Below are 19727 nucleotides of genomic sequence, written 5' to 3' on the forward strand. Positions count from 1 at the left end.
CTATTCTACGGTGACGCTCTTGGCCAGGTTGCGTGGCTGGTCCACGTCGTATCCCTTGGCGGAGGCGAGGGCGAGGGCGAAGATCTGCAGCGGGACCGTGCTGAGCAGCGGGGCCAGGAGGGTCGGGGTCTCCGGGATGTAGAAGACGTGCTCGGCGTACGCCTTGACGGCCTCGTCGCCTTCTTCGGCGATCACGATGGTCTTGGCGCCGCGCGCCCGGACTTCCTGGATATTGGAGACCACCTTGGCGTGCAGCGAATCCCGCCCGCGGGGTGACGGGACCACCACGAAGACCGGCTGGCCCTCTTCGATCAGCGCGATCGGGCCGTGCTTGAGCTCGCCGGCGGCGAAGCCTTCGGCGTGGATGTACGCGAGCTCCTTGAGCTTGAGCGCGCCTTCCATGGCCACCGGGAAGCCGACGTGGCGGCCCAGGAACAGCACGGACTTGGCGTCGGCCATGGACCGGCCCAGCTCCTTGATCTCGCCCTCGTTGTCGAGGATCCGCTGGATCTTGGCCGGGATCTTTCGGAGGTCGGCCAGGATGTCCTTGATCTCGCCTTGGAACTTGCTGCCGCGCAACTGTGCCAGATACAGGCCCAGCAGGTAGGCGGCCGTGATCTGTGCAAGGAACGCCTTGGTGGAGGCGACGGCGATTTCCGGTCCGGCGTGCGTGTAGAGGACGGCATCCGATTCACGCGGGATGGTGGACCCGTTGGTGTTGCAGATGGAGACCGTCTTGGCGCCTTGTTCCTTGGCGTAGCGGACGGCCATGAGCGTGTCCATGGTCTCGCCGGACTGGGAGATGGAGACGATCAGGGTGTTCTCGTCGACGATCGGATCCCGGTAGCGGAATTCGTGCGAGAGTTCCACCTCGGTGGGGATCCGGCACCAGTGCTCGATCGCGTACTTCGCGACCTGCCCGGCGTAGGCGGAAGTGCCGCAGGCCAGGACAATGATCTTGTCGACGCTCTTGAGCAGCTGCGGGTCGATGCGGACTTCGTCCAGCGTCAGCTTGCCGTGGATATCGGAGCGGCCCAGCAGAGTCTGCAGCACGGCGTCCGGCTGGTCGTGGATTTCCTTTTCCATGAAGGACGGGAAGCCGCCCTTTTCCGCCGAGGCCGGGTCCCAGTCAACCTTGTATTCCTTGCCTTCGGCCGGGGCACCGTAGAAGTCCGTGATCTCCACCGAATCGGCGGTGATGGTGACGATCTGGTCCTGGCCGAGCTCGACGGCGCGCCGCGTGTAGTCGATGAATCCGGAGACGTCGGAGCCCAGGAAGTTCTCGCCGTCGCCGAGGCCGACGACGAGCGGGGAGTTGCGGCGGGCGGCCACGACGACGTCGGGCTGGTCGGCGTGCACGGCGAGCAGGGTGAAGGCGCCGTCGAGGCGCTGGCAGGCTAGCTGCATGGCCCTTGTCAGTCCGCCGTCAGAGTCCCCGCCGCCGAGCTGGTTCCGGTAGATGTCGGCCAGCAGGGCGGCGGCCACCTCGGTGTCCGTCTCGGAGAGGAACGTCACACCCTTGCCCACGAGCTCCAGCTTGAGTTCGGCAAAGTTTTCGATGATGCCGTTGTGGATCAGCGCCAGCTTGCCGCCGTCGGCCAGGTGCGGGTGCGCGTTCTGGTCCGTGGGGCCGCCGTGGGTTGCCCAGCGGGTGTGGCCGATGCCGGTCAAGGCTTCAGGCAGCGGGCTGGCCTCCAGCTCGGCGATCAGGTTGGCCAGTTTGCCTGACTTCTTGCGGGACGAAATGGTCCCGTCCGACACGACCGCGATCCCCGCCGAGTCGTAGCCGCGGTACTCCAGGCGCCGCAGTCCTTCGAGGACAACGTCCAGAGCATTGTGTCCAGTATTTACCCGGCCAGCTGAGTGGCCCACATATCCAACGATTCCACACATGGGGACCAGCCTAGCGGGTTTCCCGGACAGAGAACGTAGGACCAGCCCGGCATGACGGGCCTGTCCATTTCGCTCTCGGCCCCGTCAAGGGCAGAATCTCTAGGGTGACTTTGCAACGCAATGAAGCGAACGGCGACGGCGTCTCCCCGTTCGTGGAGCTGGACCGGCAGACCTGGTCCCGGCTCGCCGCCCAGATGGAGCAGCCCCTCAATGAAGAGGACGTGCTCCGCCTGCGCGGCCTCGGCGACCCCCTCGACATGAAGGAGGTCAGCGAGGTCTACCTGCCCCTCTCCCGGCTTCTGCACCTCTATGTGGAGGCGGCGGGCCAGTTGCACGCGGCCACCACGACCTTCCTCGGCGAGCGGACCCAGCGCACGCCCTTCGTGATCGGCGTGGCAGGCTCCGTGGCGGTGGGCAAGTCGACCATCGCCCGCGTGCTCCGGGAAATGCTCCGGCGCTGGCCCGGCACCCCCAACGTCGAACTCATCACCACGGACGGGTTCCTGTATCCGCTGGCCGAGCTGCAGCGCCGCCAGCTGCTGGAACGCAAAGGCTTTCCGGAGTCGTATGACCGCAGGGCCCTGCTGCGCTTCGTGAGCGAAATCAAGAGCGGCGCGGAAGAAGTCCGGGCCCCGTGGTACTCGCACGTGACGTACGACATCGTCCCCGGCCGGGAAGTGGTGGTGCGCCGCCCCGATGTGCTGATCGTCGAGGGGCTGAACGTCCTGGCGCCGGCCCGGCCGCGGCAGGACGGCCGCCAGGGCCTGGCGCTGAGTGATTTCTTTGACTTCTCCATTTATGTCGACGCCAAGACGTCCTATATCGAGGAGTGGTACGTGGACCGCTTCCGCAAGCTGCGGAGCACGGCGTTCGCGCAGCCGGAGTCCTATTTCCACCGGTATGCCACGCTGTCCGACTCCGAGGCGGAGCAGACCGCCCGCGACATCTGGAAGCGCATCAATGAGCCGAACCTGGAGGAGAACGTCCTTCCCACCCGGGGCCGCGCGCAGCTGGTCCTGACCAAGGATGCGGACCATTCCATCCGCCGCATGCTGCTGAGGAAGGTCTGACACCGATGCGCCACGAGCGCGGCGGTGACGTGGAAGCGGAGCAGGGACCCCGCCCGGAGGCCCCGAGCCGGAGGGCCTTCAGCCGCCTCCTGATGGCCGGGTCCGGCCTCGCCCTCGGCGTCGTGCCTTTGGCGGGCTGCTCCCCCGAACCGGGCGGCCTGCCGTCGCCGGCCGCCGGAACGCCGCCCCCCTCCGCCGGGACCGTGCCGCCGTCACCGGCGGCGCCCGCCGAAGGAACGACGCCGCCCTCCGAAGGCACGACGCCGGCACCCGTGCCGGTAACCCCGCCAGGATCCGCGCCGTCGGCCGCGGCGCCGGGCGTACAGCATTCCCTCAGCGACCCGGCGAGCCCGTGGGTGGTGGTCAACAAGCACCGCCCGCTCTCCCCCGCTGATTATGTCCCGGCCGATCTTGTCCGGCCGGCGGTGCGCCTGGCCGTCTCGGGCGAAGCGGCGTTGCTGAACAGCACGACGGCGGCAGCGGCGGAGCGGCTGTTCGCGGCGGCGGCGGCCGACGGCGTCGTCCTGACCCTGGCCAGCGGATACCGTTCCTTCGCGACCCAGACGGCGACGTATGGCGGCTATGTGAAAACGCGGGGACAGGCCGACGCGGACACCGCGTCCGCCCGGCCGGGCTATTCCGAGCATCAGACGGGATGGGCCTTCGACATCGGCGACGGCGGCGGGGCCTGCAGCTTCCAGCCCTGCTTCGCCGAACAGCCCGCGGCCCCCTGGGCCCGGGACAACGCCCGCCGCTTCGGCTTCGTCGTCCGCTATCCCCCGACGTTCGAGGGAATTACCGGGTACTACTACGAGCCGTGGCACCTGCGCTACATCGGGGTGGAGGCGGCAACGGACATGGCGAACCGCGGAATCGCGACCCTCGAGGAGTACTTCGGCCTGGAAGCCGCGCCGGGGTACCTCTGAGGCTGCGGTCCGGCGGTTGCGGCGCGGCCCTACGTCAGTCGGCGACGAGCGCCAGGGCGAGTTCGGTCCGCACAACCTGCGCCAGGCGTTCGGCAACGTCCTGGGCCGTGGCCTGCTCCGCGGCCTCGACCATCACCCGGACCACGGGTTCGGTTCCGGACGGGCGCAGCAGGACCCGTCCGGTCTCGCCCAGCTCGGCTTCGGCAGCCGCCACCGCCGCGGCGACGGCTTCGTCGCCGTTGACGCGGGTGCGGTCAACCCCCTTGACGTTGATCAGGACCTGCGGAAGCTTGGTCATCACCGTGGCGAGCTCCTTGAGGGGCCGCCCGGTGAGGGCCACCTGGGCTGCGAGCTGCAGCCCCGTCAGCACGCCGTCGCCCGTCGTGGCGTGGTCGGCAAAGATCACGTGGCCGGACTGCTCGCCGCCGAGGTTGAAGCCGCCGTCGCGCATTTCCTCCAGGACGTAGCGGTCACCCACTCCGGTTTCGCGCAGGCTGATGCCGGCATCGCGCAGCGCGATCTTCAATCCGAGGTTGCTCATCACCGTAGCCACCAGGACGTCGTCCTTAAGCTTCCCCGCTGCCTTCAGCGCCACAGCGAGGATCGCCATGATTTCATCGCCGTCCACCTCGTTGCCTTCGTGGTCCACGGCCAGGCAGCGGTCGGCGTCGCCGTCGTGCGCGATGCCCAGATCCGCGCCATGCGCCAGGACGGCACTCTTGAGCGGACCCAGGTGGGTGGAGCCGACGCCGTCGTTGATGTTCAGGCCGTCCGGTTCGGCACCAATGATCACCACGTCCGCGCCCGCATCCTTGAACACCTGCGGGGAACAGCCGCTGGCCGCACCATGGGCGCAGTCCAGGACCACCTTGAGGCCATCCAGGCGGTGCGGGAGCGTCCCGAGCAGATGCACAATGTAACGGTCCTCGGCATCGGAGAAGCGCTGGATGCGCCCCACTTCGCCGCCCACGGGACGGAACGCTTCCTTCCCCATCTGTTCCTCGATGGCGTTTTCGACGTCGTCGGGGAGCTTCTGGCCGCCGCGGGCAAAGAACTTGATGCCATTGTCCGGTGCAGGATTGTGCGAGGCAGAGATCATCACGCCAAAGTCCGCGTCCAGGTCTGCCACCAGGTAGGCCGCGGCAGGCGTGGGGAGCACTCCGGCGTCGTACACGTCGATCCCGGAGCTGGCCAGCCCGGCTTCAACCGCGGCGCCAATGAATTCGCCGCTGGCGCGCGGATCACGGGCCACCACGGCGCGTGGCCGGGTTCCGCTCGTATTGCGGGCGTGGCCAAGCACGACGGCAGCGGCCTGGGCCAGCTGCAACGCCAGTTCGGCGGTCAGCAGGCCATTGGCCAAACCCCGGACACCATCTGTTCCAAATAATCTAGACATCGGGTCAAGTTTAGTCGACGGGCTGGAGAAGTCCGGCACTTCGGCCCCGCTGCACGGGGGCCGGACCGGCAGATCCCCGTCCGATGACCAGCGTGCGCAGGTCAAGTGGCCCTGCTCCGTCACAAATCGACGGTGGACTACTTGGTTTATGCGTTTGAGTACTCTACTTTCCCAAAAAACCTCGCGTGCCAGCGAGATATCCACTTATGCTTCCGTTCATGACAGCTAGCTCTGGGGGCTTGGCGCTCGAAATCGTTGTACCGGTCTTTAATGAACAAAAGGTACTCGAAAACAGCATCAGAACACTCGAAAATTATTTGGTCCAGGAAATGCCTGCAACATGGCAAATCACCATCGCCGACAATGCCAGCACCGATAATACGGCCGTTATCGCCACGCGGTTGGCCGCACAATTGCCCAACGTGGTTTACCGCAGGCTTGAGGTCAAAGGGCGCGGCTTCGCTTTGCGGGATGCCTGGGGGGCCTCCACCGCCAAAGTCCTGGCCTACCTGGACGTGGACCTCTCGACGGATCTCGCCGCGCTGCCGCCGCTGGTGGCTCCGCTGCTTTCCGGCCATTCGGATATTTCCATCGGGACCAGGCTTGGGCAGAGTTCCCGGGTCAGCCGCGGTCCAAGGCGGGAGTTCATTTCGCGGTCCTACAATTACCTCCTCAAACGGACCATGCAGGTAAAGTTCTCGGACGCCCAATGCGGGTTCAAGGCTATCCGCGCCGATGTGGCCACGAGGCTTCTCCCCCATGTTGAGGACAACGGCTGGTTCTTCGACACGGAATTGCTGATCATCGCTGAGCGCTCCGGCCTGCGCATCCACGAAATTCCCGTGGACTGGGTCGATGACCCGGACAGCAGAGTCAATATCCGACAGACAGCGTTGGATGATCTCCGTGGCCTGGTACGCGTGGCGGTCTCGCTGTTGAAGGGGACCATTCCGGTCCAGGCGATTTATGCCGAGTTGGGCCGCAGGCCCATCATCCCTCCCGGGCGGCCGAGCTTCTTCGGCCAGGTGCTCCGGTTCGGGTTGGTCGGCGCGGCTTCCACCATCGCCTTTGCTTTGCTGTATCTGATCCTGCAGGCACCATTCGGGGCACAGCCGGCGAACTTCCTGGCGCTGCTTCTCACCGCCGTCGGAAACACCGCAGCCAACCGCCGGTTCACCTTTGGCATCAGCGGCCCGGTGAGGCTTTTCACCCAACAGTTCCAAGGGCTCATGGTCTTCCTGCTGGCCTGGATCATCACCTCGTCCTCACTGGGAGTTCTCCACGCTGTCAATGTCGATGCCCCTCCCAGCCACGAGTTGCTCGTCCTGACGGGAGCCAACATTCTGGCAACCCTTCTCCGGTTCGTCCTGCTGCGTCTCTGGGTCTTCCGGGTGCGGGGCGAGGATGACCGCGTCGCCGGGCGCACGCCCAGGCCCGTGGAAGAGCCGGCGCTGTGAGTACCACGGCAGCCCGCACCAGCGATTCAGCGCGGCGCGACGGCGCTACGGCGGGCCGCCGTGCGGCACGCCGACGGTGGACGCCACGGCGCGTCCCTGGATTCCTGCGGGGTCCGTCGGCGGATCCGGCCTGGGAACGGCCGGCGCTGGTGATCCTGCTGGCTTTCACAACGCTGCTCTACACCTGGGGGCTGGATCGCAACGGGTGGGCCAACTCGTTCTATTCCGCGGCAGCGATGTCAGGTTCCCAGGACTGGACCGCCTTCTTGTTCGGATCCTCCGATCCCGGCAACGCCATCGCCGTGGACAAGCCCCCTCTCAGCATCTGGGTGATGTCGTTGTCGGTCCGCATGTTCGGCCTGAACCCGTGGAGCGTGCTCCTCCCGCAGGCCGCCATGGGCGTCAGCTGTGTCTATCTGCTGTACCGCATGGTCCGAAAACGGCTCGATGCCACGACCGGACTCCTTGCCGGAGCATTCCTGGCGGTCATTCCCGTGGCCACGGTCATGTTCCGTTACAACAACCCCGATGCACTCCTGACGCTGCTCATGATCGGGATTGCCTACTGCACCCTGGAATCCTTGGATCGCGGCAAGCTTCGCTGGCTACTCGTGGCCGGGTTGCTGACGGGCGCCGCACTCCTCACCAAGCAGCTCCAGGTCTTGCTGCTTCTGCCCTCCATCGCGCTGGCCTATTTCGTGTTCGCCCAAACCTCAGCGTTGAAAAAGTTTTTGCATCTCTTAGCGTCGCTCGCCGCAGCCGCCGTCGCGGCCGGGTGGTGGTTCTTGTTGGTCCAGCTCACCGACCCGTCCCAACGGCCGTTCATAGGGGGCTCCCGGACCAACAGCGTCATAGAGCTCACTTTGGGCTACAACGGGCTGGACCGTCTTACCGGGGAAGACGCCACCCGGACAATGGGCGCCGGCGTCGCCGGGTCGGCTGACCAACTCGATAGCGGCTTCCAGCGATTCCTGCAGCCACAATTCTCCGGGCAGAGCGGGTGGTTCCTCCCGTTGGCCGTAGCGGGTCTTTGCCTGGGCATCTGGTGGGTGTGGCGGCGCCAGGCTCCCCGGGCGGCACGGGCCCTTCTCCTGCTCTGCTGCGTCTGGTTCGCGGGCGCCATGACGGTGGTCGCCTTCATGTCAGGCATCGTGCACCCTTACTACATCCTGACCGCTGTACCGCCCCTGTGCGCCCTGGCGGCGGTTGCCCTGGTGTATTTCCTGCGTAGGCTCCGCGAATCCCGCACACGTCTTTTCGCCGCCATCATCTTGACCGCAAGCATGATCTTTGCCTTCATCACTGTTTCCCGCTCCACGGCGGATTTTCCGGGTCTACCCCAGGCCATGCTGGTAATTTGGGGTGTTGCCATCGCCGGAGTCCTTCTACGGGCACCAAATCCCATAGTGGCGCGGGCCACCGGCGGGATCCTGGTTGCCACACTGTTTTTTGGCCCCCTTCTGTGGTCGCTGAACACGGTTCTGAGCCCTCATATCGGGGCCGGCGTAATCGGCGGCCCCAGCATCCTTGGCGCTCGCACGGACGACCGCACCCGCCCGTATGCCGACATGCCCCCGAGCTACCAGGCGGTTATGTTCGGCGACCTGCCGTCGCCCGTCGTACTTGAGAGGTTGCGCAGTCAACCGTCGTCAACGACGTGGGCGGCTGCCGTCGTCGGGTCCGAAACGGCGGCCAATTACCAGCTGGAGTCCGGCCGGGCGGTGCTGCCGCTCGGGGGCTTCGACGGCACGGACCCGTTTCCATCGCTGGAGCAGTTCAAGGTCCTCGTGGAACAGGGCCGGGTGGGCTCCATCGTGATCCAGAATCTTCCGCCGTTGACCTTGGAAGGCCGGGGCGAGTCCGCCCGAATCGTCGAATGGGTGAGGGCAGGCTTCACCGCTGAGCGCATTGGCGAGGCACAGTACTTCCGGTTAGCCGACTAGAGAGAGATATGAGCATGTCGAATTATTCTGCCCCGCCCGCGAATCGGATAAATTTCGCTAATAAGTTTCCTCTGGTGGCCCGGGCGGCAGTCATCCTGTTTTGGCTCTGGGGATTAGTCATGGCATACGTGGCCATTAAGGCTGCATTCCTCGACAATGCACTAGGGCAAGACGCCCATGCTTATTGGCTCGCCGGCCAGGGCGAACTGGTGTATGACAGAGTGCCCGGCCAGCAAGATGCATACCTCTACTCGCCGGCTTTCCTTACCGTGATCCTGCCCCTCGCCATGCTCCCTTGGCTGCTTTTCCTGCCGATGTGGATCTGCCTGGAGGCAGCGGTCCTCCTCTGGCTATTAAAACCGCTGCGAACCAGATGGTTCGTTCCAGTTTTTCTACTCTGCACGCCGGAACTCGTGGTCGGCAACATCTATATATTGCTTGCCGGCGCCGCTGTGATCGGCATGCAAAAGCCTGCCGCGTGGTCGTTTCCAATCCTGACAAAGATCACAGCTGGAGTCGGACTTCTGTGGTTTGCCGTGCGCGGCGAGTGGGGGCGACTACTGCAAGGTGTTGGCGGGCTGGCTATTGTCGTCATCGTCTCGTACGCTCTGGACCCCACGCAGTGGCATGCTTGGCTGCAGTTCTTACTCGAAAATAGGGACGGGACACCGGACAGCCGAACCAGTTTTCTGCTGCGTTGCTTCCTCGCCGTTGTTTTAGTGGTAATCGGAGCGCGAAAGCAATGGCCCTGGCTGGTCGCTCCCGCCATGGTCCTGGCTTCCCCGGTGCTCGTCGGTCTCATACCGCTAACGATATTGGCCGCAATCCCCAGACTTGGAAGGCTGGCTGCGCAAAACGCAGTCACTTCCAGTTCCCCGTTGCCCGATAAAGCGGTATTGGCGAGGAAGCCCTGACTACCAAAACGTCACTTGGTCTGCACGCATAAACAACGGAAGCCCGTCCAGCCAGAGATGGCGGGACGGGCTTCCGGGTAAGGGGGTTTAGCGCTTGGGAAGGCGCTTTTTAGCGCTTGGAGTACTGCTGAGCCTTACGGGCCTTCTTGAGACCGGCCTTCTTGCGCTCGATGACGCGGGCGTCACGGCGGAGGTAACCGGCCTTCTTCAGTGTGGCGCGGTTGTTCTCGGTGTCAATCTCGTTCAGCGAACGGGCGATGCCGAGGCGCAGGGCACCGGCCTGGCCGGAAATGCCGCCACCGTGGATGCGGGCAATGACGTCGTAGGCGCCGTCAAGATCGAGGATCTTGAAGGGCTCGTTGACGTCCTGCTGGTGCAGCTTGTTCGGGAAGTAGTTCGCCAGCTCGCGGCCGTTGATGGTCCACTTGCCGGTGCCGGGCACAATGCGAACACGGGCGACGGCTTCCTTGCGGCGGCCAACTGCTGCGCCGGCGACGGTCAGGGCCGGGCGTTCCTTCTTGGGCGCTTCTGCTTCCGCAGGACCGCTTTCCGAGGTGTAGCTGGTCAGGTTTTCCTCAGCCGGAATGGCCTCGGTGGTCAGTTCTTCGTTCTGAGCCACGATTCTCCTTGATTAAAAGTTGGTTGGTGGCCAGGACTACTGGGCGACCTGGGTGATTTCAAAAGTCTTGGGCTGCTGGGCGGCGTGGGGGTGCTCGGCACCCCGGTATACCTTCAGCTTGCCCAGCTGCTGTGCAGCGAGGGAGTTCTTCGGCAGCATGCCCTTGATGGCCTTCTCGACAGCGCGGACCGGGTTGGATTCCAGCAGCTCCGCGTAGTTCATGGAGGTCAGGCCGCCCGGGTAACCGGAGTGGCGGTATGCGCGCTTCTGCTCCAGCTTGGCGCCGGTGAGGGCAACCTTTTCAGCGTTGATGATGATGACGAAGTCGCCCATGTCCATGTGGGACGCGAAGGTGGCCTTGTGCTTGCCGCGCAGCAGGATTGCGGTCTGGCTCGCGAGACGACCAAGGACAACGTCTGTGGCGTCAATGACGTGCCACTGGCGGTTGATATCGCCGGGCTTCGGGGTGTACGTACGCACGGTGTTTGCCTCGTTCTTGTTCTGGCGTTCTTGTTTTAGGCGTCACTCGGAGGTGCACCTACTATCTATGCGCTACCGGAACAGAGGTGAGGGCTCTATGTAACCAGTCATCCTGAGGACTCGAATGTGCACGTTGAGTAGTCATCCTGCAACCGGATTCCCAAGCGGGCACGCATCATCGAGAAAGGACACGCACAACGACTACCAAGAATAGCCGAAGGCGGGTCTCTGGGTCAAAATGGGGTGTCCGGATGCATCCAGCCCGCCGCCGGCCCGTCGCATCCCTGGAGGAACCGTGTCCGATCCCGCCGCTGCCGGCTCCGCTTCGCTGCTATTCATTGCCGGAATCGGAGCCTTGGGCCTATGCCTCACACTGCTCGTCGAATTCCTCCTCCCCCGGGTGCTTCCCCGGCTGACGGTTTCGTCCGGCCCAGGGTTGAGAATCACGACGGCGGCCGCCGCCTTTGGACTCTCGGCACTCCTCGCATGGCGCTTCGGTACCTCTGCAGAGCTTCCGGCCTACCTGGTTCTGGCCGTCACCGGCGTACAGCTGGCCCGCATTGACATCCTGCACCACCTGCTCCCGAACCGGCTGGTACTCCCGTTGCTGGGTACCGGACTACTCCTTTTATCCTTCCCCGCGGCAGTAGCCGGCGAGGCTGGAAACCTGCTCCGCGGCGTCGCCGGCGCCGTAACATTGTTCGTTTTGTACCTCATCCTGGCCCTGACCAGCAGAAACGGCCTCGGAATGGGGGATGTGAAGCTCGCCGCGCCCCTCGGCCTGTACTTGGGCTACCTAGGCTGGTCCCAGCTGTTCTACGGCGGAGCCCTAGGCTTCGTTGCCGGCGGCATCGTCTCCGTGGTCCTCGTGCTGAAGAACCGCGGAAACAAGCCGAAGGAAGTCGCCTACGGACCGTCAATGCTGGCGGCCGGCCTGGCCGTCATCCTGCTGCTGCACTAGGCCGGCCAGGCGCCCCGGCGTGGGAAGCATCAGTAAGGCTGCTGAGTAAACCAAGTAGTTTGCCGCCGCACCCCGGCGCCAACTGAGTACATCACCATTTTGGCCTAAGTGGTGCCACAAATTTTCCGTATCTAAAGTCGAGTATCCGGTTTCATTGCCGGGCCGTTAATCGCCGTGCAATTGTTGTCCCAACGGAACTCCAGGGGATAGCAAACGGGGATTTGCTGGAATTCCGTAACAAATATTCGACACTCCGGAAAAGGAAATTCAAATGACTGGTCTCATGGTCTCAATGCTTGCTTTTGTCTCTGGCGTCAAGAACAAATTCGAATCCGAAAAGGGCGCGACGGCCGTGGAATACGGACTGCTCGTGGCACTCATCGCCGCCGTGATCGTCGGCGTTGTCACAACCCTCGGCACTCAGATCTTCACCGCGTTCAGCACGATCAGGAACGCCATCTAGTTCAACTAGTGGGAATGCCCAGGGGCGGGGCGGCGGCAGTCCGGGCGATAGTTCCGCTGTCACCGCTTCCGCACCTGGGCTTTTTCGATGAGCAGGGTTGTGCCAGGCCTCAAGTCTGGAGGGGTTGTGCAACGTCTCAAGGTGCCAGGGTCTCAAGGAATCCGGAGCGGCCGTGCGGCGGGCGTGGGAAGCCGGCCGAGGGAACTCCCGGGCGTGGGAAGCCGGCCGAGGGAACTCTCGAGCGAGGCGAGGGCGGCAGCCGTCGAATACGGTCTCCTGGTGGCGCTCATTGCCGTGATCATCGTCGTCACGGAGCCGTAAGCATTCGACTTTCAAAACAGGCTCTCGCAAGTCCTGAGCCATCACAGAAAGGCCTAGAAAGTGAAAACTCGCCTGCTGGGAGGCATCGTCGCATTTGTGCTGGCTATTGTCGGCACGCTGTTGTTGGTCTCATACGTTCAAGCATCCGAAGCCAGGGCCCAACAGGACCTGCAGCCCGTTGAAGTGCTCGTAGTCCAGGAGCAGATCCCGAGGGGATCCGATCTTGAAAAAATAAGATCCGCCGTCAAATCAACGTCCCTTCCCTCGGCTTCGGTCCCCAATGGAGCGCTCAAGAGCCTGGACGGGCTCAATGCGAAGGTAGCAGCTGTAGATCTGCTGCCCGGGGAGCCGCTGCTCGGGGCCCGGCTGGCGGATCCGGACACCCTGTCCGCGCCGGGGTCCGTCCCCGTTCCCGACGCAATGCAGGAGATCTCGGTGCAGCTGGAGGCCCAGCGGGTCGTCGGCGGACGCATCGCCGCCGGCGACACGGTAGGCATCGTCGTCCTCTTCGACAAGGGCGCACTGAAGGACTCCCCCGACGTCGAATCCGGCCAGCAGGTCTTTCACAAGGTCCTGGTGACCAGCGTCCAGCGGTCCACGGCCAAGGCATCGACGGGCGGCGACCCGGCCGCCCAAGCCAATACGGAACTGCCCACCGGCCAGCTGATCGTCACGTTCGCCCGGAACGACGCCGATTCCACCAAGATCGCCTTTGGTGCCCACTTTGGAAGCCTGTGGCTCACCAAGGAACCCTCAACAGCCGCCGAAGGCTCCCCGCTTGTGGTCAAGAAGCCGGAACTGTACCGATGAGCCGCTACGTACTGATCACCCCAGATCCAGGATTTGAACGCCGTGCGAGGCAGGCGGCATCCGGATTGCACGGCACCTTCCACGCGATCGCGGCCGACCACCTCCCGCCGGGTCCCGACGACCTGCTCAGGGTACTCAGCGGCGACCCCGTCGAAGTCATCCTGCTGGGACCCGGTTTACAAGTGGAAGACTCGATCCGTCTCGCCAGCCTTTTCGACCTCCAATATCCGGAAATCAGCGTCGTCCTGGTTACCGAAAGCGAAGAGGGGATTGCCCTGCCCGCGATGCGGGCCGGCATCAGGGATTTGCTCCAGCCAGGTTCCGATGTGGCCACCATCCGGTCGTTGCTGGAACGGGCCAGTCTCGCAGCCGCGGGGCGGCGTCGCGGGCTGGGCAGCTCGGTCGAGGGGTTGCCCCGGCGTGGCCGCATTATCTCGGTCATGTCGCCCAAGGGCGGGGTCGGCAAGACAACCATTACCACCAACCTTGCCGTGGGGTTGGGCAAGGAAGCTCCCATGGGCGTCGTGGTGGTGGACCTTGACCTCCAGTTCGGGGATGTGGCTACGGCGCTGATGCTGGAACCGGAAAGAACCCTCGCTGATGCGGTGGTCGGGGCCGCCGTTCAGGACAGCGTGGTGCTGAAGTCCTATTTGACGTTGCACCCATCCGGCATCTATGCGCTCTGTGCCCCGCTGCGCCCGACCGACGCCGACCAGATATCGGGCGAACAGGTAGGACGCCTCCTCAGCCAGCTCTCCAACGAATTCCAGTACGTCGTGGTTGACACGGCGCCGGGTCTGGGCGAGCACGTTCTGGCCACGCTGGAACTGGCCACCGACGCGGTGTGGATCTGTGGCATGGACATTCCCAGCATCCGCGGGCTTCGGACGGGGTTCGGCATCCTCGCCGAACTCGACCTTGTGCCTGAGAACCGTCACCTCGTGCTCAATTTTGCCGATCGACGGACCGGGCTGACGCTGCAGGACGTTGAGGCAACCATCGGTTCTCCGGTGGACGTGGTCCTGCCGCGGTCGCGGGCCGTGCCGTTTTCCACAAACAAAGGCGTTCCGCTGCTGCAGGACGGCACCAGGGATCCGGTGACAAAGGGACTGCGCCAACTTGTGGAACGGTTCAGCGCCGATTGGGAGTCCCGCCCCCACAAGAAACTTCACAGAAGGGCAGTGGTCCAATGAACCTCACCAAGCGTTTGGAATCTCTTCGCGGCGCCGACACCGGAGCGGCCCCAAGCCCAGGAGCCGCCAGCGGCCCCTGGGCCGGTGGAGCAGAGTCCGCCGGGGTTCGGTCCCTCGCACCGGAACCGAAGGCCCGCAGCACCGACGCCAGCGAAGCCTTGAATGCCATCAAGGACCGCGCCGGCACCGCCCTGTACGAACGGATGGGCAGCCGCATCACGGATGCATCCCTGGACGAGGCAGAGCTGCAAAGCTATGTCAAGGATGAGCTTCGGGCCATCGTGGACGAAGATGAAATACCGTTGACCGCCCCCGAACGGCACCGGCTCGTGCAGGAGATCATCGACGACGTCCTGGGACTCGGACCACTCCAAAAGTTCCTAAACGAGGTTGCCGTCACGGAAATCATGGTGAACGGGCCGGACAAGGTGTACGTGGAACGTGATGGCAAGCTGTTCCTGACCAATGCCAGGTTCAGCTCGGAAGACCACCTGCGCCGGATCATCGAACGGATCGTCACGAAGGTCGGGCGGCGGATCGACGAGTCATCGCCCATGGTTGATGCCCGGCTCTCCGACGGATCGCGCGTCAATGCGATCATTCCCCCGCTGGCAGTGAACGGGGCGTCGCTCACGATCCGTAAGTTCGGGCAGGTGCCCTTGACCGTGGACAACCTGATCTCCTTCGGAACGCTGACACCGGAAATGGCGGAACTACTTCACGCCTGCGTCCAGGCAAGGCTCAATATCCTGGTATCCGGAGGCACCGGCACCGGAAAGACGACCCTGCTCAATGTCCTCTCGTCGTTCCTTCCGGCCGACGAACGCATTGTCACCATCGAGGACGCCGTGGAACTCCAGCTGCAGCAGGAGCACGTCGTGCGGCTGGAAAGCCGGCCACGCAATATTGAGGGCAAGGGTGAGGTCGCCATCCGGGACCTGGTCCGGAATTCGCTTCGCATGCGGCCTGACCGGATTGTCATCGGCGAAGTCCGCGGCGGTGAATCGCTGGACATGTTGCAGGCGATGAACACGGGACACGACGGTTCCATTTCCACCGTGCATGCCAATTCGCCCCGGGATGCCATAGCGCGGCTGGAAACCTTGGTGCTCATGGCCGGAATGGACCTGCCGCTGCGCGCAATCCGCGAACAGATTGCGTCGGCGGTCAACCTCATCGTGCACATCTCCCGGCTCAGGGACGGGACCCGGCGGGTCACCCACGTCACCGAGGTCCAGGGGATGGAAGGGGATATCGTCACCCTCCAGGATGCGTTCACTTTCGACTACAGCGCCGGGCTGGATGCCGACGGGAAGTTCCTCGGACGTCCCACACCCACCGGGGTCAGGCCGCGCTTTGCCGACCGTTTTGCCGAGCTGGGCATCCAGGTGTCACCGGCTGTCTTCGGAGGCCTGCACGCGGGCGGTGGATACCGGTGACTGCTACAAGCCCTATCTTTTTCGCCCTGGGCGTTGGCCTGTGCGTCGTGGCCCTGTGCATCCTGCTGTTTTCGACGATAGGCATCGGCACGACCGGAATCGCCTTGTCCCGGCGCCGGCCGGGGATCAAGGATGAGCCTTCTCTTCTGACCCGCGTGGCCGACTCCGCCGTGGGCTTCGTGGATCGAAAGGTCGGCCGGAACGCCAGATTTGGTTCCAGGGAATCACTGGAGCAGGCCGGAATACGTCTTCGGCAGGCTGATTTCATCCTTCTGATCTGCTGCGTTGGCGTCACAGCGGGCATTGTCGGGTTCCTATTAGGCGGCGTCGCCGCGGCTCTGCTGTTCCTTGCGCTCACGCCGTTCGGTGCGATGCTCTTCCTGAAGATCCTCACCAACCGCAGACGTGCGAAGTTCGAGGACCAGCTCGCGGACACGCTCCAGATCCTGGCCGGAGGTCTGCGGGCCGGCCACAGCCTCTTGCTGTCCGTCGATGCCGTCGCCCAGGAGGCGGAATCGCCAACGTCCGAGGAATTCGCCCGGCTGGTGAATGAAACGCGGCTGGGGCGGGACCTGAAGGACTCGATGCTTGATGCTGCCAGACGCCTCAAGAGCGAGGATTTCGACTGGACGGGCCAGGCGATCGAGATCCACCGCGAGGTGGGCGGGGACCTGGCGGAGGTTCTCGATCACGTCGGTGAAACCATCAGGGAACGCTCCGAAGTCAAGGGACAGGTCCAGTCCCTGAGCGCTGAAGGCAAACTTTCCGCTTACATCCTGGTTGCCCTGCCGGTGGGCATGTTCCTGTATCTCAGCGCATCGAATCCGGCCTACATGGGCGCCCTGTACTCGAATTTTCTTGGCTGGGCAATGCTCGGCATCTCAGTGGTGCTGCTGGCCCTCGGGTCCTGGTGGCTCAGCCGCGTCGTAAAGATCAAGTTCTAGGAGGATCGCCGTGAGTGTACACGCGTGGCTGATGGTCGGACTCATCATCGTTCCGATTTCCGCAATGGTGTGGTCATTCATCTCAATCGACCGCGGCGGCCTGGCCGCGGTCCGCAGCAACCTGGGCCGGGGAATGCGCTCCGTGGAGGAACGCACCCCTGGCGCGGAGCCGCGCGGAGCCGCGCGCCTCGGCGTCCGGCTGACACCCAAGGGGTACGCGGGGTGGCTGGACAAACTGCTGGCCAGGGCGGGCCGGCCGGCAGTCATGCCCCTCGAACGCCTGCTGATCGCCAAGCCTGCCCTGGCCCTGGTGGGGGCATTCTTCAGCGCCCTGTTGGCTGCGAAGTCGCCCACCGGCGTCGTACTTCTGTTCACGATCCTCCTGCCGCCGCTCGCGTACTTTGTTCCGGACATCCTGATCCACGGCCGCGGCGCGGAGCGCCAGAAGGCCATCCAGATGGAACTGCCCAACACCCTCGACCAGATGCTGATTTCGGTCGAGGCCGGCCTGGGATTCGAAGCCGCCATGGCCCGGGCGGGTCAGAACGGTACGGGCCCCCTCGCAGCGGAGCTCGTCCGCACGCTCCAGGACCTGCAGGTCGGGCGCAGCCGCAAGGATGCCTACCTGGCCCTGGCCGAAAGGTCCGATGCACCGGACCTGCGGAGCTTCGTGCGGTCCGTGGTGCAGGCGGACAGTTACGGTATCGCCCTGGGAAGTGTCCTTCGGACCCAGGCAAAGCAGATGAGGGTCAAGCGCCGTCAACGCGCCGAAGAGAAGGCAATGAAACTGCCCGTCAAGGTCTTGTTCCCCCTCATGTTCTGCATCCTGCCCGTCCTGTTCATCGTCATCATGGGGCCGGCCGTCATCAATGTGATGGACAACATGATGGGAGCGTACTAGAGATGTTTAGGTTTCCGGCTGGAAGTCCACCGAATCGGAATGATCGGCAGCGGGGTGCCGCGGCTGTTGAATTTGCCCTCATCGTTCCCCTGCTCGTGTCCCTGGTCTTTGGGGTGATCGACTTTGGTATGGCGTTGGGGCAAAACATCAGCCTGCAGGGCGCGGCGCGGGAGGGCGCACGGCAGGGCGTAACGCAAGGCGACGTCCTCACGTCCATCAGCCAGGCGAAGGGCCTGCTGGACGATGCCAAGCTCCAGGCTGCGTTCAAAGTGGATTCCTCGGCAGGGGCTCCCGGCGTCATGGTTGTCTGTCTGCGCTATCCGCAGTCGTCCCTGTCCGGTTTCTACTCCTGGGCACTCGGCGGCTTCTTCGAGGCCAAAGCCGTCATGAAGATGGAAGGCACCGTGACTGCTACGTCCGGCGCAAAGAATGGAGGATCATGCACTCCGTAACGCCAGGATCGACCCGGGACCGCCGTCGTCACATCGAAAAGGAAGAGAACCGAATGATCCGCAAGGACCCGCACAGCCGTGCTTTCCGGGAGCGCGGGGCCGCGACGGTCATCTTTGCCCTGCTGCTTCCCGTGCTTTTTGGGTCTGTGGCCCTGGCTGTCGATTTCGGCCGGCTGGTCTACGAGCGCCAGCACCTGAGTAACGCGCTGGACGCTGCCGCGCTGGCCGGTGCCGCCTCGCTCCCGAGCGATCCGACCGCCGCCCGGAATGCTGCGGTGGCGTTTGCCAAGGCCAACGACCCTGCCGCGGACCCCACGGCCTCCTTCTGGTGCGTGGTCGCGTCCTCCGGGGCCGCCAAGACCGTGCTCAGCGGCCAGATCCCCAGCGTCTGCGACCCCGGACCGGTCACCGGGGCCAAGTGCAGCGAGACGATCTGCGCGATCCCGTGTACCCCGGCTGCCGGGCTCGCCTGCAACACGATCACCGTGACCGCTGCCAAGGATGTCCCCTTCGCCTTCGCGCCCGCGATCGGGATCAACACCGGAAACACCGGGTCGCTCGCCTCCGATGCGTGCAAGGGGTCGTGCGGCGCCCAGACCCCGAACCCCATGGATGTCGCCATAATCGCTGACCGCACCAGCAGTATGAGCACCGACGACCTTACCAATTTGAAAGCCGCGATTCAGACCACACTCAAGACCATGACCAAGGACCAACAATACGTGGCCCTGGGCACCATCGGCCGAAGCAGTGACACGCCCAGCGCTGCCTGTATCACCGACCCCTCGGGCTCCGCTACGAGTGGCCCTTGGATTCCCGTCCCGTTCTCCAACGACTACACCACAACAGGTGCACCGCCGGCGCTCAACAACGCCAGCCCCCTCGTCCAGGGCGTGCAATGCTTGCAGCACTCGGGCACCGGCACGTACCTCGCCTCGCCCATGAAGGCCGCGGCCCGATATCTGCTGGGCCTGGATGCGAACAACCTGCGGGACCTGCCGCCGCGTTCGGGGACTCCGCGCAAAGCCATTGTCCTGGAGACCGATGGCCAACCGAACGAGACAGGCATCGCGGGCGTCACCGACGTCGGCACGCCAGGGGACATCAAGAACTCAGATGGCGTGATCGCGTGCAATAACCTGAAGGCCGTCGCGGCCGACGCCAAGGCAAGGAGAATCCTGATCGTCACCGTCGGCTATAACTTGAGCCTCGCACGATGTGGGGGCACAGGCGAGTTTGTGCGGGACGTCCTCGCTGCCGCAGCCTCCGACAAGGCTCCGGGGGTACCAAGCACCGCCGGCAACGATTGTTCGTCGCCGGCGCTGATAGCTGCGGAGAACTCCGACGGAGATTACTTCTTCTGCGCCGCAAGCGGAACGGACCTCGGCCCGATCTTTGTCTCAGCGATCAATGCGATCAGCCCGAACTCCCGCCTGGTCCGGATCCCGTCATGACGGCCTGCCCTTCGCAGGCCTGCCGCAGCCTTCTCGCGGAGTACCGCAAGGTTTCCGCAGGAACCCCCGGCGTGCGGTGGGTCCGCGGGAT

At 64.3% G+C, this 19727-nt stretch carries 19 protein-coding genes; 15 read left to right on the forward strand and 4 right to left on the reverse strand.

What is annotated here, in order from left to right:
* Nucleotides 1-1893: a glutamine--fructose-6-phosphate transaminase (isomerizing) gene (gene glmS, locus J9611_RS00305; RefSeq protein ID WP_211876624.1), complete on the reverse strand. Its 1893-nt coding sequence runs from the start codon at nucleotides 1891-1893 to the stop codon at nucleotides 1-3.
* 104 nt (nucleotides 1894-1997) lie between these two features.
* Between glmS and coaA the strand changes: the two genes are divergently transcribed.
* Nucleotides 1998-2963, forward strand: a complete 966-nt coding sequence (gene coaA, locus J9611_RS00310; RefSeq protein WP_211876625.1) for a type I pantothenate kinase — start codon at nucleotides 1998-2000, stop codon at nucleotides 2961-2963.
* 5 nt (nucleotides 2964-2968) lie between these two features.
* Nucleotides 2969-3889: a M15 family metallopeptidase gene (locus J9611_RS00315; RefSeq protein WP_211876627.1), complete on the forward strand. Its 921-nt coding sequence runs from the start codon at nucleotides 2969-2971 to the stop codon at nucleotides 3887-3889.
* 34 nt (nucleotides 3890-3923) lie between these two features.
* On the opposite strand, the gene glmM is transcribed toward J9611_RS00315, so the two are convergent.
* Nucleotides 3924-5285 (reverse strand): phosphoglucosamine mutase, encoded by a 1362-nt coding sequence (gene glmM / locus J9611_RS00320; RefSeq protein ID WP_211876629.1) that lies wholly within the window; start codon nucleotides 5283-5285, stop codon nucleotides 3924-3926.
* Nucleotides 5286-5524: 239 nt separating this feature from the next.
* Here glmM and J9611_RS00325 point away from each other — a divergent pair, with 239 nt between their 5' ends.
* From J9611_RS00325 to J9611_RS00335, 3 genes are all read left to right on the forward strand, one after another.
* Nucleotides 5525-6742, forward strand: a complete 1218-nt coding sequence (locus J9611_RS00325; protein WP_307856987.1) for a bifunctional glycosyltransferase family 2/GtrA family protein — start codon at nucleotides 5525-5527, stop codon at nucleotides 6740-6742.
* A complete protein-coding gene (locus tag J9611_RS00330; RefSeq protein WP_211876631.1) occupies nucleotides 6739-8685 on the forward strand; it encodes a glycosyltransferase family 39 protein in 1947 nt (648 codons plus the stop codon). Before J9611_RS00325 ends, J9611_RS00330 begins: the two co-directional genes overlap by 4 nt.
* 119 nt (nucleotides 8686-8804) lie before the next feature.
* Nucleotides 8805-9599, forward strand: coding sequence for a glycosyltransferase family 87 protein (locus tag J9611_RS00335; RefSeq protein WP_211876632.1), 795 nt, complete (start codon nucleotides 8805-8807; stop codon nucleotides 9597-9599).
* 109 nt (nucleotides 9600-9708) lie between these two features.
* On the opposite strand, the gene rpsI is transcribed toward J9611_RS00335, so the two are convergent.
* Together rpsI and rplM are read right to left on the reverse strand one after the other, a co-directional pair.
* Nucleotides 9709-10218 carry a 30S ribosomal protein S9 gene (gene rpsI, locus J9611_RS00340; RefSeq protein ID WP_211876633.1) on the reverse strand — a complete coding sequence of 170 codons (510 nt, stop codon included), beginning with the start codon at nucleotides 10216-10218 and terminating at the stop codon, nucleotides 9709-9711.
* Nucleotides 10219-10254: 36 nt separating this feature from the next.
* Complete coding sequence (gene rplM / locus J9611_RS00345) at nucleotides 10255-10698, reverse strand: 50S ribosomal protein L13 (RefSeq protein ID WP_211876635.1); 444 nt, start codon at nucleotides 10696-10698, stop codon at nucleotides 10255-10257.
* Nucleotides 10699-10993: 295 nt separating this feature from the next.
* Between rplM and J9611_RS00350 the strand changes: the two genes are divergently transcribed.
* The 10 genes from J9611_RS00350 to J9611_RS00395 all read left to right on the forward strand — a co-directional run bounded on the left by J9611_RS00350 (nucleotide 10994) and on the right by J9611_RS00395 (nucleotide 19636).
* Nucleotides 10994-11659, forward strand: coding sequence for a prepilin peptidase (locus J9611_RS00350; RefSeq protein ID WP_307856988.1), 666 nt, complete (start codon nucleotides 10994-10996; stop codon nucleotides 11657-11659).
* Between the two features lie 271 nt (nucleotides 11660-11930).
* On the forward strand, nucleotides 11931-12122 hold the full coding sequence (locus tag J9611_RS00355; RefSeq protein WP_211876637.1) for a Flp family type IVb pilin: 192 nt from the start codon (nucleotides 11931-11933) through the stop codon (nucleotides 12120-12122).
* A gap of 213 nt (nucleotides 12123-12335) precedes the next feature.
* Nucleotides 12336-12443: a Flp family type IVb pilin gene (locus J9611_RS00360; protein WP_211876638.1), complete on the forward strand. Its 108-nt coding sequence runs from the start codon at nucleotides 12336-12338 to the stop codon at nucleotides 12441-12443.
* Nucleotides 12444-12503: 60 nt separating this feature from the next.
* Nucleotides 12504-13253 (forward strand): Flp pilus assembly protein CpaB, encoded by a 750-nt coding sequence (cpaB, locus tag J9611_RS00365; RefSeq protein WP_307856989.1) that lies wholly within the window; start codon nucleotides 12504-12506, stop codon nucleotides 13251-13253.
* Nucleotides 13250-14446, forward strand: coding sequence for a CpaE/TadZ family protein (locus J9611_RS00370; protein WP_211876640.1), 1197 nt, complete (start codon nucleotides 13250-13252; stop codon nucleotides 14444-14446). The genes cpaB and J9611_RS00370 overlap by 4 nt, the downstream gene beginning before the upstream one ends.
* A complete protein-coding gene (locus J9611_RS00375) occupies nucleotides 14443-15885 on the forward strand; it encodes a TadA family conjugal transfer-associated ATPase (protein WP_211876643.1) in 1443 nt (480 codons plus the stop codon). The genes J9611_RS00370 and J9611_RS00375 overlap by 4 nt, the downstream gene beginning before the upstream one ends.
* Nucleotides 15882-16829 (forward strand): type II secretion system F family protein, encoded by a 948-nt coding sequence (locus J9611_RS00380; protein WP_211876645.1) that lies wholly within the window; start codon nucleotides 15882-15884, stop codon nucleotides 16827-16829. The genes J9611_RS00375 and J9611_RS00380 overlap by 4 nt, the downstream gene beginning before the upstream one ends.
* A 10-nt stretch (nucleotides 16830-16839) precedes the next feature.
* Nucleotides 16840-17730, forward strand: a complete 891-nt coding sequence (locus J9611_RS00385) for a type II secretion system F family protein (protein WP_211876647.1) — start codon at nucleotides 16840-16842, stop codon at nucleotides 17728-17730.
* Nucleotides 17731-17732: 2 nt separating this feature from the next.
* Entirely contained in the window at nucleotides 17733-18182 is a 450-nt protein-coding gene (locus tag J9611_RS00390; RefSeq protein WP_211876648.1) for a TadE/TadG family type IV pilus assembly protein, read from the forward strand.
* A gap of 53 nt (nucleotides 18183-18235) precedes the next feature.
* Complete coding sequence (locus J9611_RS00395; protein WP_211876649.1) at nucleotides 18236-19636, forward strand: pilus assembly protein TadG-related protein; 1401 nt, start codon at nucleotides 18236-18238, stop codon at nucleotides 19634-19636.
* The last annotated feature ends 91 nt before the right edge of the window (nucleotides 19637-19727 follow it).

The organism is Pseudarthrobacter albicanus (assembly GCF_018224015.1).
GTDB lineage: Bacteria > Actinomycetota > Actinomycetes > Actinomycetales > Micrococcaceae > Arthrobacter > Arthrobacter albicanus.

What these genes read in the sequence shown, in the direction of transcription:
- J9611_RS00370 (WP_211876640.1), top strand. Translation starts at nt 13,250, where the DNA reads ATGAGCCGCTACGTACTGATCACCCCAGATCCAGGATTTGAACGCCGT.
- J9611_RS00355 (WP_211876637.1), top strand. Translation starts at nt 11,931, where the DNA reads ATGACTGGTCTCATGGTCTCAATGCTTGCTTTTGTCTCTGGCGTCAAG.
- glmM (WP_211876629.1), bottom strand. Translation starts at nt 5,285, where the DNA reads ATGTCTAGATTATTTGGAACAGATGGTGTCCGGGGTTTGGCCAATGGC.
- J9611_RS00395 (WP_211876649.1), top strand. Translation starts at nt 18,236, where the DNA reads ATGATCCGCAAGGACCCGCACAGCCGTGCTTTCCGGGAGCGCGGGGCC.
- J9611_RS00335 (WP_211876632.1), top strand. Translation starts at nt 8,805, where the DNA reads ATGGCATACGTGGCCATTAAGGCTGCATTCCTCGACAATGCACTAGGG.
- J9611_RS00315 (WP_211876627.1), top strand. Translation starts at nt 2,969, where the DNA reads ATGCGCCACGAGCGCGGCGGTGACGTGGAAGCGGAGCAGGGACCCCGC.
- J9611_RS00375 (WP_211876643.1), top strand. Translation starts at nt 14,443, where the DNA reads ATGAACCTCACCAAGCGTTTGGAATCTCTTCGCGGCGCCGACACCGGA.
- glmS (WP_211876624.1), bottom strand. Translation starts at nt 1,893, where the DNA reads ATGTGTGGAATCGTTGGATATGTGGGCCACTCAGCTGGCCGGGTAAAT.
- J9611_RS00390 (WP_211876648.1), top strand. Translation starts at nt 17,733, where the DNA reads ATGTTTAGGTTTCCGGCTGGAAGTCCACCGAATCGGAATGATCGGCAG.